The organism is Photobacterium lucens (genome assembly GCF_009873615.1).
GTDB lineage: Bacteria > Pseudomonadota > Gammaproteobacteria > Enterobacterales > Vibrionaceae > Photobacterium > Photobacterium lucens.
Genome location: NZ_SSMG01000383.1, coordinates 1 through 13865 on the forward strand (window position 1 = coordinate 1; position 13865 = coordinate 13865).

Annotated in this window: 12 protein-coding genes; 11 read left to right on the forward strand and 1 reads right to left on the reverse strand. The window is 40.5% G+C overall.

Annotation, left to right across the window (positions count from 1 at the left end):
* Positions 1-149: 149 nt before the first annotated feature.
* From E5A76_RS15775 to E5A76_RS15805, 7 genes are all read left to right on the forward strand, one after another.
* The gene (locus E5A76_RS15775; RefSeq protein ID WP_053988718.1) at positions 150-1151 is read left to right on the forward strand and encodes an ABC transporter substrate-binding protein; all 1002 of its coding nucleotides are present in this window, start codon (positions 150-152) and stop codon (positions 1149-1151) included.
* A 99-nt stretch (positions 1152-1250) separates the two neighbouring features.
* Positions 1251-2144, forward strand: a complete 894-nt coding sequence (locus E5A76_RS15780; protein WP_053988719.1) for an ABC transporter permease — start codon at positions 1251-1253, stop codon at positions 2142-2144.
* Entirely contained in the window at positions 2141-3400 is a 1260-nt protein-coding gene (locus E5A76_RS15785; RefSeq protein ID WP_161119498.1) for a quaternary amine ABC transporter ATP-binding protein, read from the forward strand. Before E5A76_RS15780 ends, E5A76_RS15785 begins: the two co-directional genes overlap by 4 nt.
* Before the next feature lie 368 nt (positions 3401-3768).
* Positions 3769-4500 carry a response regulator gene (locus tag E5A76_RS15790; RefSeq protein ID WP_053988721.1) on the forward strand — a complete coding sequence of 244 codons (732 nt, stop codon included), beginning with the start codon at positions 3769-3771 and terminating at the stop codon, positions 4498-4500.
* 83 nt (positions 4501-4583) lie between these two features.
* Positions 4584-6029 (forward strand): ATP-binding protein, encoded by a 1446-nt coding sequence (locus E5A76_RS15795; protein WP_161119499.1) that lies wholly within the window; start codon positions 4584-4586, stop codon positions 6027-6029.
* A gap of 19 nt (positions 6030-6048) precedes the next feature.
* Positions 6049-7320, forward strand: coding sequence for an ABC transporter substrate-binding protein (locus tag E5A76_RS15800; protein ID WP_161119500.1), 1272 nt, complete (start codon positions 6049-6051; stop codon positions 7318-7320).
* A gap of 51 nt (positions 7321-7371) precedes the next feature.
* Entirely contained in the window at positions 7372-8031 is a 660-nt protein-coding gene (locus E5A76_RS15805; RefSeq protein WP_161119501.1) for an alpha/beta hydrolase, read from the forward strand.
* Positions 8032-8110: 79 nt separating this feature from the next.
* On the opposite strand, the gene E5A76_RS15810 is transcribed toward E5A76_RS15805, so the two are convergent.
* Positions 8111-9493, reverse strand: a complete 1383-nt coding sequence (locus E5A76_RS15810; RefSeq protein WP_161119502.1) for an MATE family efflux transporter — start codon at positions 9491-9493, stop codon at positions 8111-8113.
* Between the two features lie 121 nt (positions 9494-9614).
* On the opposite strand from E5A76_RS15810, the gene E5A76_RS15815 reads away from it, so the two are divergent.
* The 4 genes from E5A76_RS15815 to E5A76_RS15830 all read left to right on the forward strand — a co-directional run.
* The gene (locus tag E5A76_RS15815) at positions 9615-10493 is read left to right on the forward strand and encodes a LysR family transcriptional regulator (protein ID WP_053988725.1); all 879 of its coding nucleotides are present in this window, start codon (positions 9615-9617) and stop codon (positions 10491-10493) included.
* Positions 10494-10584: 91 nt separating this feature from the next.
* A complete protein-coding gene (locus E5A76_RS15820) occupies positions 10585-12492 on the forward strand; it encodes an alkaline phosphatase D family protein (RefSeq protein WP_161119503.1) in 1908 nt (635 codons plus the stop codon).
* Positions 12493-12707: 215 nt separating this feature from the next.
* Positions 12708-13049 (forward strand): hypothetical protein, encoded by a 342-nt coding sequence (locus tag E5A76_RS15825; protein WP_237458765.1) that lies wholly within the window; start codon positions 12708-12710, stop codon positions 13047-13049.
* A 172-nt stretch (positions 13050-13221) separates the two neighbouring features.
* Positions 13222-13865: hypothetical protein (locus E5A76_RS15830; RefSeq protein ID WP_161119504.1), on the forward strand; the 644-nt coding region annotated here is incomplete at its 3' end.

The following is a 13865-nucleotide window of genomic DNA, read 5'->3' on the forward strand; positions in this document are numbered from 1 at the left end:
TTTGCTCTTTATGGTTTATTTTGTTTAGACTACTAAAGAAATTAGCATAATAAATTGCTTCTTTAGGTGATTTTAAGTGCACATTGAATTCATGACGATTTTGATATTGTGCGCTTGTCGATTCGATATAAATGATAAGGATAATATTTATGCGAAAGCTCCTAGCTGCAACAGTATTGTTAACAGCGATGTCAGCGACTCAAGCATATGCAAGTGAATGTGGGAAAGTCACGATCGCTGATATGAATTGGAACTCAGCAACACTTCTTGCCAATGTCGATAGTTTTATTTTGCAGCATGGTTATGGCTGTGACACTGATTTAGTACCAGGTGATACGATGCCAACGGGGACATCCATGGTTGAAAAAGGTGAACCTGATATTGCTCCTGAATTTTGGAGCAACTCGATGAAGGCTGCACTGGATCGTGGTGTGGAAGAAGGGCGCATTTTATACGCTGGTAAAAGTTTCTCTGATGGCGGTGAAGAAGGTTTTTGGGTTCCAGAGTACATGGTGAAAAAAGATCCAAGCCTAGCAACTATTGAAGGTATTAAGAAAAATGCCAAGCTTTTTAAACATCCTGAAGATGATGACAAATCGGCATTTTATAACTGCCCAGCTGGCTGGAACTGCCAGATCTCAGCAGGTAACTTGTTTGAAGCATTGAAACTAGAAGACGCAGGATTTGATCTGATTGATCCTGGTTCAGGTGCTGGTTTATCGGGCTCTATTGCAAAAGCCTATGAGCGTGGTGAAGCATGGTTTGGTTATTACTGGGCACCAACAGCAGTATTGGGTAAGTACAAAATGGTGAAAGTCGATTTTGGCTCAGGCATTGATGCTAAATACTTTAAAGAGTGTTTAACCAATACTGAGTGTGTTGATCCAAAAGTCTCTATGTATCCGCCATCAAATGTCGACACGGTGATCACAACGTCGTTTGCTAAACGCTCGCCAGCAGCAGTGGAATATTTAGGTAAGCGTTCTTTCACAAATGCGCAAATGAATAGCCTATTAGCATGGATGGAAGATAACCAAGCTGATGGTGAAGCGGTAATGGAAGAAGTATTAACAAATCACGAAGATATTTGGGTTAAATGGGTCTCTCCTGAAGTTGCAGATAAAGTACGTGGCGCTTTAGCCGATCTGTAATGAATACGTCTACAGTGGTGGCGAAAGCTGTCACTGTAGCCACTTTGCTAAGGATATAGCACTAGTGGTAAATAGCAGTACTATGTATGGATAACATTTATGTCAGATAAATCATGGTTAACCGACTTTCCGCAACTTGAGCGTGCTCAGCTAGTTGAAATTCGTAAAACATTGGATGGTGCTTACCGTTCATTTTCTCGAGAATATGGCGACACAATCGAATCTTTTTTCGATCCCCTTCTTTCTTTTCTCATCTGGTTTGAAAAATTATTACTCGCAACACCTTGGTGGTTAGTGATCGCCATTCTTGCCGCTATTGCTTATGTAGCAAGTCGATCGTGGAAGCTATCACTTGGGGTTGTACTTTCTTTTTTATTCATCGGGTTTTTTGGCATGTGGGATAACACCATGCGGACGATGAGTATAATTTTAGTTTCTACGCTGGTGGCAATCGGTATTGGTATACCAATAGGTATTGCAATGGCACGTTCTGACAGGGTTCAGCGAATTGTTACGCCATTACTGGATGTGATGCAGACCATGCCTGCATTCGTTTATTTGATCCCCGTCGTTATGTTATTAGGCATTGGTAAAATCCCAGGTTTAATTGCGGTGGTGATTTATGCGGTACCACCAGTGATCCGCTTAACCAACCTTGGTATTCGCTTGGTTGATGAAGAAGTGTTAGAGGCAGCAACTGCTTATGGTGCTAGCCCAATGCAACGCTTGTTTGGGGTACAAATTCCGCTGGCTATGCCAAATATTATGGCGGGTATTAACCAAACCATCATGATGGCATTAGCTATGGTAGTGATTGCATCGATGATCGGGGTGAAAGGGTTAGGACAGCCAGTATTGAAATCCATCACCAATCAGTACTTTACCTTAGGTCTATTAAATGGTTTAGCCATTGTTGCGCTGGCAATTATTTTCGACCGTATTTCTCAAAGTTATGCCAAGCGTAGTCAACAACATCTAGGAGGTCGTTCATGAGTTCAGCATCAAAGCAGTCGCCTCTGATCCGAGTTAAAAACCTCTATAAAGTGTTTGGGCCAAACGATAAGAAAGTGGTTCAACAGGTTAAAGATGGCGCATCAAAAGACGAGATCTTAGCAAAAACAGGTCACACAGTCGGTTTAAGTGACATCAATTTAGATATCTTCCCCGGTGAAATTTTTGTGATTATGGGCTTATCAGGTTCAGGGAAATCTACCTTGATCCGACACTTTAACCGCTTAATTGATCCGACTGAAGGTGTTATTGAAATTGAGGGAACTGATGTTATGTCCCTCAATGAAAAAGAGCTTCAAGACTTCCGCCGACATAAAATGTCGATGGTATTCCAACGTTTTGGCTTAATGCCACACCGAACAGTGCTGCAAAATGTTGGTTATGGTTTACAGGTGCAAGGTGTTAGTAAATCAGAATGGCAAAGTAAAGCGAAAGAGTGGCTAGAAACGGTGGGTTTAAGTGGTTACGAAAGTAGTTACCCAGCTAATCTGTCAGGCGGTCAGCAGCAGCGTGTTGGCTTAGCACGTGCTTTATGTACTGATGCAGAAATCTTGTTAATGGATGAAGCCTTCTCTGCGCTTGATCCACTGATCCGTAGTGAGATGCAAGATCAGTTAATAGAGCTACAAGAAAAGCTCCACAAAACCATTGTTTTTATTACCCATGATTTAGATGAAGCACTTCGATTAGGTGATCGTATCGCCATTTTGCGTGATGGAGTATTGGTGCAACAGGGTAAACCTGTCGATATTTTGCTTAACCCTGCAGATGACTACGTGGAAGCATTCGTTAAAGACGTTAATCGCGCTCGTGCGTTAACCGTTGAAACGGTGATGAAGCCACAAGTGGTGCGTATTTCAGCAGAAACGATCGGTGAAGCTGTTACTCAAATGCGAAAAGCAAAAGATGATTTTGCTTATTACATTGATCAGCAAGGTTATCAAGGCGTGATCACCCAAGAAACATTAGATAGTGTGAAAGAGTCTGAGTACGACAATGCGATTGATGCATCGATGCTAGAAGATGTGCCAGCTGTATCAACTGACGCACTACTTGAAACGGTGATACCAGAAACCTTAGACAGCGATCACCCATTACCTGTTGTTGATGCTGAAGGAAAAGTAACGGGGCGTTTATCACGTTCAACATTGGCTGAAGTATTAAGTGAACATAGTAATAATGACACTTCAGAAAATAGTGTTGAAGTTATTAAAAAAGCACCGTCAAAAGTTGCTTAGGTAACCTTGTTGCAGCCCAATAAAAGGGTTCAAAATGACGATTGCCCGTATGTCATGCCACGCGCTGTGATGTACGGGCTTTTGTTTTTAGATGTGTGCTTAACGATACAATCGATACAGTACTGAAAGCTTTTGATACAAATTAGTGGCGGTTATTAACATGCTCTATCTTGCAATATTCTACAGTGGCTTTTTTGTTGCGAATAAAGTATCGATTAGATCTCGCTTCTAGAGCAAATTGCTGACATTTTTACAAATAAGTGGTCAAATAAAGAGAAAATATCTCTAATAATAAAGTCTAGTTTGGTATATCACTGTTTCCCTATGACAGTGATGACTGTACCAATTGTCGTGTGGTGAACAAATACATGAGCATCTCGAAACAAGTTCTTGTCGTGGATGATGACAAAGAAATCCGTGAACTACTGGAGGAGTACCTAACCAAAAATGGTTTTGAGGTACAAACTGCGGCAGAAGGTGAGGAAATGAAACGTTGCCTTGCTGCGGGTTATCCTGATTTGATCTTACTGGATATTATGATGCCTGGGGATGACGGCTTTACGTTATGTCAGCATATTCGTAAAAGTTCGGATGTACCAATCATCATGCTAACCGCAGTGTCTGATGAAATGGATCAGATCATTGGACTTGAAATTGGTGCGGATGACTATATTGCTAAGCCGTTTAGCCCTCGACAATTGTTAGCGCGTATTAAAGCATTGTTACGTCGTATAAAACCGTCTGATGTGCAGCTATCACCTTCAGTTGCTAAGTTTATCTATTTTTCCAACTGGCGTTTAGACACCACCGCACATCGTTTGCTTGATGTACAAACCAATGAAGAATTTGAGTTAACGAGCGGTGATTATTCTCTACTCATGTTGTTTGTAACAAGACCCAATGAAATCTTGGATCGTGATACGATCTCGTGCGCGACAAGAGGGCGAGAGGCTCAGCCTTCTGAGCGAGGCATTGATGTTGCGTTAAGTCGTTTACGTCAGCGTTTAGGTGATAAAGGACGTACACAGCGTTTAATTAAAACCAGTCGTGGTAACGGTTATATTTTTACCGCCGATGTGCGTTATGAAGATCAAATATGATCTTGTGTGGCAAATGAATATTTAAGAAAGTGTGGTGCAAAGTGCCACACTTTTTTTATCTAGCGTTAGGTAAATAGCAAACTATGAATTGGAAGTCATTGTGGCCAAAATCTTTGGTATCTCGCACCTTATGGTTAACTTTATTGGCTGTTTTTCTTGCTCAAATCATTGCAACCAGTATTTGGTATACCCAATCTAAAAAACGTGATCTAGAGGGATTACGCTCCACTTCTGCCAGTATGGCGACCATGTTTGCCTCGACGGTAAATTTCTTTCAATCGTTACCGTTAGAGTATCGTCATATTGTTCTTGAACAGTTACGTAATATGGGCGGAACGCGTTTTTTCGTCTCGTTTAATGAAGAAGAAATTAACATTACGCCAATCAAAAATACCGAACAAAAGGAAACTGCAGTATCGGTATTTAAAACTGTGTTACATGAGAAATTGCCTAAACTGCCTAATATTCAAGTGGAGTTCTCACGTCCAGAAACTCTTCACGTTTTAAAAAATGATGTTTTGCTGTCTGACTTACCGCGCTCTTGGGTACATAACACCTTAAGTTTAGAACCATTAAACCCACCGATCTTAGTGGTGCAAATTGAGCTAGATAAAAATCAGTGGCTATATATTGCAGCCTTACTACCTGCGCCATACATGATGTTGAAAGATGAGATCATTACTCGTCAGCAATTTATCTTTTTAACTTTTAGTACTTTATTGCTGCTGTTGTTTACCTACATTATGGTGCGTAAACAAACTCGGCCATTAAAGCAGTTAGCGGATGCGGCAAACTCATTAAGTCTTGATATTTATCAGCCGCCACTGAAAGAGCAAGGGGCGAGTGAGTTAGTCACAGCAACACAAGCCTTTAACCGCATGCAGCTGCGTTTGAGGAAATATATCGAAGACAGAGAACAGTTGTTTTCCTCCATTTCCCATGATTTGAAAACCCCGATCACCCGCTTACGTTTGCGCGCAGAATTGATTGATGATGATGAGAAAATCGATAAGTTTAATCATGATCTTGATGAGTTAGAGATGATGGTAAAAGGGGCGTTGCAATGTGTGAAAGAAACCGATTTGCATGAAAACCTGACCGATGTAGATATTGAACATCTGCTAACTAGCATTGCTGAATCGCATAATCATCATGGTATTAAAGTAACTTTGCCAACCGATCCGATTTTACCTATCACAGCGAAGCCACTGGCACTAAAACGCTGTTTAAGTAATTTAATTGATAATGGTGTGAAATACGGTGAGAGCGTGGTGATCGCTACTATCGATAGTAGTGAGCAGCTAATTATTACCATTCACGATCAAGGAAATGGCATTCCTGAAGACAAACTCAAAGCGGTATTTGAACCTTATGTCCGTTTAGCGACAGACAGTAATGGGCATGGTTTAGGAATGGGGATTTCACGCAATATTATTCGTGCTCATGGTGGCAAGTTAACCATTAAAAACTCCATTAAAGGTGGTTTGTTAGTGACTGTGGTGCTGCCTCGTTTATTAAAAAATGCCTGATCTTATGGTGAGGATGAAAATGAAGATTAAACACTGGGGCGCAAGCTTATTCTTACTGTTGTTAAGTCAGCAGAGTATGGCTGAAGGTACGATTGAGGTACTGCATTGGTGGACATCTAAAGGTGAATCAAATGCTGTCGGTGTGCTTAAAAAGCGCATGGAAACCAATGGTCATTACTGGAAAGATTTTGCGATTGCTGGTGGCGGTGGTCAAAGTGCTATGACTGTCTTAAAAATGCGGGCGATCTCAGGGAATCCACCAACAGCGGCGCAGTTAAAAGGGCAAGATATTCAAGAATGGGGACGATTAGGGTTTCTTACCTCATTAGATAAGATTGCTCAGCAAGAACAATGGGATAGTGTGTTGCTACCTGAAGTTGAAGCGATCGTCAATGATTTGCAACTGGTGAAATATGATGGTCACTATGTTGCAGCGCCAGTGACGTTACACCGTGTTAACTGGCTTTGGATCAATCCACATATCTTTAAATTAGCTGGTGCCGAAGTGCCAACCACGCTCGCGGAGTTTTTCGTTGCGGCCGATAAAATAAAAGCAGCAGGGTTTGTACCATTAGCTCATGGTGGTGAAGCATGGCAAGACGCCACTTTATTTGAAGCGGTAGCGCTAAGTGTATTGGGCGCGCAAGGTTACATGAAAGCCTTTGTCGAATTGGATTTAACAGCACTTAGTGACGCTAAAATGGTAGAGGTTTTTCGCCAATTCAAACGTATGAAACAATACGTTGATCCTGATTCAACGGGGCGTCGCTGGAACCAAGCAACAGAAATGCTGATCCACGATCAAGCGGCCATGCAAATCATGGGAGATTGGGCAAAAGGTGAATTTGCCAGCGAGAATGAAGTCGCAGGGAAAGACTATTTATGTGTTCCTGTGCCGGGCACGCAGGGGATGTTTTCTTATAACCTCGATACCATTACTTTCTTTAAACTGAAAGGGAATGAGCAAGATAAAATCGCCCAGCAAGATCTAGCCAGAACCATACTGACACCGTCGTTCCAACGTGATTTTAGCTTATACAAAGGCTCTATCCCGGTACGGCAGGATGTACCATTAACCGATTACGATGTGTGTTCGTTAGCATCAATGAAAGCATTTAAGATTGCAGCAAAGGATAATGCACTTGTTCCGAGCTTTTCTCATAATTTAGCGACATCCAGTGATGTGCAAAGTGCCATTATTGATGTAGTCAGTCATTTCTTTGATGATCCAACTGCCGATCCAACATCGGCTGCTATGCGATTATCTCGCGCTGTTAAATCAGCGATGTAGTAAGGCAACATGTGAGCATTCAGCTTATAAAAAGAATGTAAGGAGACGAAAGTGGAATATTTATCTTGTGTTGAAGTCGAGCCAAACGTACCAGCAACGGCCAGTGTGATTTGGTTGCATGGGTTAGGCTCTAATGGGCATGATTTTGAAGCGATTTTGCCAGAATTAAAATTAGCGCAAGATTCTCCGATCCGATTTATTTTCCCACATTCACCATCAATTCCCGTCACCATTAATGGTGGGATGGAGATGCCAGCATGGTACGACATTATCTCTTTAGATGTTTCTCGTAAGCTTAATGATGAACAATTAATGCAGTCAGCGCAGCGTGTGATTGATTTAGTTGAGCGTGAAATTAGCCGAGGTATTCCATCGGAACGCATTGTGCTGGCGGGTTTTTCTCAAGGTGGTGCAGTGGTATACCATGCGGCGTTATGTTTTTCTAAACCATTGGCGGGCTTATTGGCATTATCAACGTATTTCCCCACAGCGCATATTATTCAATACAGTGATGCCAATCGTCAGATCCCAATTGAGATCATGCATGGTAGTTATGATCCTGTTGTACTGCCACTATTAGGTGAAATAGCGAGAGATGATTTAATTAAAGCTGGCTATAAACCTAACTGGCGAACATATCCGATGGAGCATCAAGTATGTATGCCACAAATTAATGATATTGCCGTTTGGTTAAAGCAAATATTAGCTTAATAGTGAAGAAGAGTTGAAACGCATCAGTACTGTCTTACTTTATAGAAAGAAGGTGCTGATGCGTTGTTGTATCTAGCGTTTATTCTTCGATTAACTGTACCGGTGCTAAGTCTGAATCATCATGACTGTTACAGCGTTGATTAATGTCTTTCCATACCATCACTCCCACCACTACACTTAACACCATGGTGGAGATTGGCATTGTTAACCAAACTCCTGCAACACCAAGGAATTTCGGTAAGAAATATAAAAACGGCAATTGGATAAGCATGTTACTGATTGAAATAACCAAGGCTTTTGATGCTTGATTCACCGACATAAAATACATGGTGGCTAATACAATAAAACCATCTAAGAACATAGCAAACAGGTGTAAACGAATACCTTGAGTGGCTTCAAGTGTCAGTGCGCTATTGCTGTTATTGAACAAACTAATCAGTGTTGATGGGAAACTAGTTAATAACAAGAACCATGAAATACCTGCAATCACAGTGGTTTTCATCGCTAAAATTAAGGTTTGGCGGATATATTGGGGCTTTTTAGCGCCATAGTAATAACTCACTGGTGGTTGTAAGCCTTCACCAATCCCTTCTGCAACCAAGTAGTACATCGTCATCATATAACCAACAATGGCAAAAGCACCAACAGTTAACTCTGTACCATAAACCATGAATTGGTAGTTATGCAGTGCCACTACAAAGCTACCATAGAGGTACATGATCAATGCTGATGAGCCTAATGACATGATCTTTTGACTTTCAGACCATGAAAATTGAGGCAATGAGATCTTAAGCTTTAATGTTGAATATTGAGAGCAGAAGTAAATTAAGCCGCCTGCACACGTTATTCCTTGGGCAATTAAGGTTGCAATCGCAGCGCCTTTTAACTCCCAACCTATAATCCCTAGAAATACGTAATCCAGCACAATGTTAGTAAGTGCACCGATCACCAACAAAGTGGTCGCAATTTTCGGGCTGTCGTCATTGCGGATCAACATTGGCATCGCACCGGCTAGTACTGTAATAAACGCCGCATTACCAAAGGTTGATACATAGTCTAAAGCAAGGTGTTTAATGTCCTGCTGCGCGCCTTGCAGTTGTAAAAAGTAGCCACCGAAAAACGCAAATGCAGCGAATGAGAGGCAGCTAATAATAAAGGTTAAGATCAAACCCGTATTAAAGGCGCGTTGGGCGTTAGTCATGCTTTGCTCACCACGAGCAATGGAAATTAACGTGCCACTACCTATACCGATCATCAAGCCTAACCCTGATAGTACAAATGTGATAGGCCATGCCATATTGATGGCAGCCAGTCCTTGATAGCCCACATAGTGACCCACAAAGATCCCATCTACTATCTGATATAGCCCGTTTACCAACATTGCGGCCACGGAAGGGATGGTGTAACGCCAAAAATTTTTCGAAATATTATTCGATGAAGGAATAAACGAGGAGCTTTGCATAAATATTCTCGTGAAAATGGTCTACCCACATACTATTCAGTTGCTGGGAATAGATGTATTATCTCCGAATATTAGATTGCTCAAAGATATTAAATATCTGATTATCGGATGGATTGATTTTATGGATTGGACATTAGATCAACTCAATGCTTTTGTTATTTCAGTACAGCAAGGGTCTTTTTCGGCTGCCGCTCGTCGGTTAGGTAAAGCACAGTCACGGATCAGCACTGCAATTAGTAACCTAGAGGCAGATTTAGGGTTTGAATTATTCGATCGTAGTGCAAGATTACCGGTTCTGACCCCAGAAGGTCAGCAAATGTATGAAGAGGCAAAAGTTGTATTGGCGCAGTGCGATCGCTTGCAATCAAGGGCATTAACCTTAACCAAAGGTGAAGAAGTCACCTTAACAATTGCGATGGATGAAGCGTCACCGCTCACAGCGTTTGAAGAGTTCTTTCAGCATGTATCCGAGACATTTCCCTTATTAAAGTTAACCATTATTAATGGCTCGAAAGATGATATTGCAACCCGTGTTGATGAACAGTTAGCTGATATTGGAATCCTGTTTTTCAATAAAATGTTACCGAGCAGCTTAGAATTTACGCCTATTTGTGAATTTAGCTCATCGCTAATTGTGGGAAAAAATCACCCTTTGGCACAAACAGCAGCACCTACTGTGCAGCAATTAAGTCAACATCGACAATTTTTGATTTGTGATCGTAGCGGTCGCCATCATAGTGAAGCGTTATCAGCAAATTATTGGCATATTGACAGTTATTATTCCATTACCTCTTTTGTGATGCGCAATATGGGATGGGCATTTGTTCCCGATCATGTTTTTACTAATGAATTCTTTTCTGAAGGGGTAGTGAAGCTATCAATGGAGAATATTCCAGCATCACAATGGATTGAAATGGGTGTAGTGAAGCGTCGTGATCGTGGAACTGGACCTGTTTTGCAATGGATTCAGAAAGAGCTGAAATCTATATTTGCTCAGTAACCTTATTGTTTCTTATTGATTTAGTTTTTATGTTGATGTGGTGAGCACTGTCTAATGCGGTGACCACATTGCTATGTAGTTGAGAAGTGAAATGATGAAAGAAACGTCAGCATCTGCCTTGCCGCTAGTTATTGCAGGGCCTATTTTGCGTAAAGCAACCGCCTCACAGTTGGTCTTGTGGTTTGTTACCACCGAGCGTTTGGATGCAACGTTTTATCTCTATCAACAAGGCGAGAGCGAACCTTGCTATCAAGCTGTGATTGCCGATGAACATCAAATTCAAATTGGTGAAAAAGCATGGGTAGTATTAGCGCAGTTTGAAGGGCTGTTCCCTGTTAATACGCCTCTGTCTTATCAGTTGGTGACACAGCATGGTTTGCTGACAGAGCTTATCCCATCATTAACTTATCAAAATGAATCTGCGATTAGTTTTGTTATTAATACTAAAGCGGATTATGTGTTACATGGCTCGTGTCGAAATCCGCATTATCCGAGTAAAGACAGCCTTGTTGCTGCTGATAATAAGGTGGAAGGGCTTGATATTTTAGAACGTCCAAGTCTATTAATGATGAGTGGCGATCAAATCTATGCTGATCATGTGGCAGGGCCCACACTGGATGCCATAGAGCAAGTTGTTCAATTGCTAGGATTGCCTAAAGAGACATTTGAGCAAGCTTCAATTGCGGATACTGATGCGCTTTATCGCCATCCTCATCATTTGTATGGGCGTGAGAAACTCCTACCAACTTATATCGATCAAACATGGTTAGGTAAATTAATCCCTAATCGAACGGTACCGATATTTAGTTCACGGGAGTGTGAAAATCACCTGATCAGCTTTAGCGAATATTTTGTGATGTATTTGTTGGTGTGGTCGCCAACACTATGGCAATACGTTGATCGTGAACGTTTTGCTAAACAGCACTTTATCTGTGGTGGTGAACAAGTTGCGCTGAAGTGGCGTCAACAGTGGGAAAAAGAGAGCGTGATCATGGATGATTTCATTCAAGGTTTGCCACAAGTGCAACGCTTATTTGCTCATATTCCGACTTATATGATTTTTGATGATCATGATATTACGGACGATTATCAATTAAATCGACGCTGGGAAAAGGCGGCTTTTGATAATTTATTTTCACGCCGGATTATTGGTAATGCGTTAATCAGTTATTGGTTATGCCAAGCGTGGGGCAATGCTCCTGAAAAGTTTGAGTCTGCATTTATTGATGATGCAAGACGGTATTTTGCAATGCCGTGCAATGAAACCCAAGACACTTTTATTGCACGCCTTAATCAGTTTGAACAGTGGCATTATACCATTCCGACAACGCCTAAAATGGTGGTATTAGATACTCGTACACGTCGTTGGCGCTCTGAATCGAATGATAACCGTCCATCAGGCTTAATGGATTGGGAAGCCATGACAGAGTTCCAGCAAGAGCTATTAAACGAACCAGCGGTGATTATTGTCTCTGCTGCACCTATGTTTGGTGTAAAGTTCATTGAAACCTTGCAGCGTATGATGACATGGATAGGACAACCTTTATTAGTGGATGCGGAAAACTGGATGGCGCATCCGGGGTCAGCCAATACCTTGTTAAGTATTTTTACCCATACTAAAACCCCGACGAACTTCATTATCCTTTCAGGTGATGTGCATTACTCGTTTGCCTATGACATTACTTTGCGTAATCACAAAGGGAAGTTCCATATTTACCAGATCACTTGTAGTGGTTTTAAAAATGAGTTTCCAAACCGTTTACTGCGTTTTTGTGATGCAATGGATAGAGCGTTGTATAGCCCACATTCCCCATTAAATTGGTTCACCAAACGCAAAGAGTTACTGATTGAAAAGCGTGATCCTGATGTTACAGGGAGTCATCGTTTAGTGAACCGTAGTGCGATTGGCGAGTTATATTTAACGGATGATGGTGTACCTAAAAAGATCGATATTTTGACTGCAGAAGGGGAATTGATTAATTTTCCAGCACAAAAGTGAGAATAAAGTAAAGCTATGTCAATGTAATGTTGTAAATAACATTTTATCTTTAAAATCATGGTGTTATGTTATTTGTTGTATGAGCTGATAAATAAAAACTCTCATTTTATTTCATAATTTATAAGATCCTATTCACAAAACTGTTTAAATTAGCGACATGGTAGTGCTAGAGTAGAGTTATCGCTAAGTAATAGCTCTACACAGGATCAGGTATTTTGCTAAAACGAATTGGCCATAAATTATGTAAAGTAAAAATGTTTACATTGTTTCTCTGCTTATCTTTTATCGGATTGGCGAGTGCGCTTGTTTTTGTTGGTGAAGATACGTATGACATTGATTCCATCGTTGGTAAAGTAACCGAAACAACATCGAAATATGAAACAGGTCAGCGTAAGTTGCTACTTAAAGTAGTGTCTGATGAGGAAGATGCAGAGATTAATCTTTCGGTTGAACCGAGTATGTTTTGTCCAATTGGTGCCGATATTTTAGTCTTTAAGAAAGAATGTAAATTATTTGGCGCAACTGAATACGAATTTATTTCGTGTGGATGTCAATAACATCATTTAAATCTATAAGATCTATTTCAAATAGGTAAAAGTCTTTTACTTATTTAATTCGTGAATAAAATTGCACCCATATTTATCTTTACGTATTATCCCCTGTTATTAAACGGATAGAGAACAATAATCACGGAAGATATTAATAAGTTATGGTTATATGTGGTGCTGGATGTCTTCAGATCTTAAATACATAGGTCAAAAATTAATACATGTCGTTGCTTTAATGTTATTAATATCATTGCCTGTTTGGGTTATTCGATATGATGTATTAGAGCTAAAAAATAATATCCCCGAGCAATCTGCTACCGAATATATGGAGCAGTGTTTACTTTTCGCGACGATGTTATGTTACGGCTATATCGGTTATCAAAGTAAGCAATACCGTAAAACGTTTTATCTTATCTCTGCCTTTTTTACATGTATGTTGATACGTGAGTTGGACTCATTTTTTGATAAAACAGTTCATCATGGTTTTTGGGTGATACCTGCACTTGTTACAGCCTTCTCTGCAATAAGTTATGCACTCAGTGATCGAAAGAATACGATAATTAACTTAAAGCAATTTATGGCAAATAAACATTTCCCTGTTCTTGTTTTAGGGCTCGCTATTTTATTTGTATTTTCTCGACTATTAGGAATGGGAAGTTTTTGGCATCAAATTATGGGTGATGCTTTTATGCGAGTTGTTAAAAATATTGCAGAGGAAAGTACAGAACTTCTTGGTTATACCGTTATCTTTTATGCTTCAGTAAACTATCTGTTTTTCTATCTTAACATCTTGAACAATAAGCAAGGCTGTTATAGGAATAATAC

Bases quoted from the DNA above. Each gene is read 5' to 3' on its own strand.
- E5A76_RS15790 (WP_053988721.1), top strand. From the start codon at position 3,769: ATGAGCATCTCGAAACAAGTTCTTGTCGTGGATGATGACAAAGAAATC.
- E5A76_RS15810 (WP_161119502.1), bottom strand. From the start codon at position 9,493: ATGCAAAGCTCCTCGTTTATTCCTTCATCGAATAATATTTCGAAAAAT.
- E5A76_RS15795 (WP_161119499.1), top strand. From the start codon at position 4,584: ATGAATTGGAAGTCATTGTGGCCAAAATCTTTGGTATCTCGCACCTTA.
- E5A76_RS15785 (WP_161119498.1), top strand. From the start codon at position 2,141: ATGAGTTCAGCATCAAAGCAGTCGCCTCTGATCCGAGTTAAAAACCTC.
- E5A76_RS15780 (WP_053988719.1), top strand. From the start codon at position 1,251: ATGTCAGATAAATCATGGTTAACCGACTTTCCGCAACTTGAGCGTGCT.
- E5A76_RS15800 (WP_161119500.1), top strand. From the start codon at position 6,049: ATGAAGATTAAACACTGGGGCGCAAGCTTATTCTTACTGTTGTTAAGT.
- E5A76_RS15775 (WP_053988718.1), top strand. From the start codon at position 150: ATGCGAAAGCTCCTAGCTGCAACAGTATTGTTAACAGCGATGTCAGCG.
- E5A76_RS15815 (WP_053988725.1), top strand. From the start codon at position 9,615: ATGGATTGGACATTAGATCAACTCAATGCTTTTGTTATTTCAGTACAG.
- E5A76_RS15820 (WP_161119503.1), top strand. From the start codon at position 10,585: ATGATGAAAGAAACGTCAGCATCTGCCTTGCCGCTAGTTATTGCAGGG.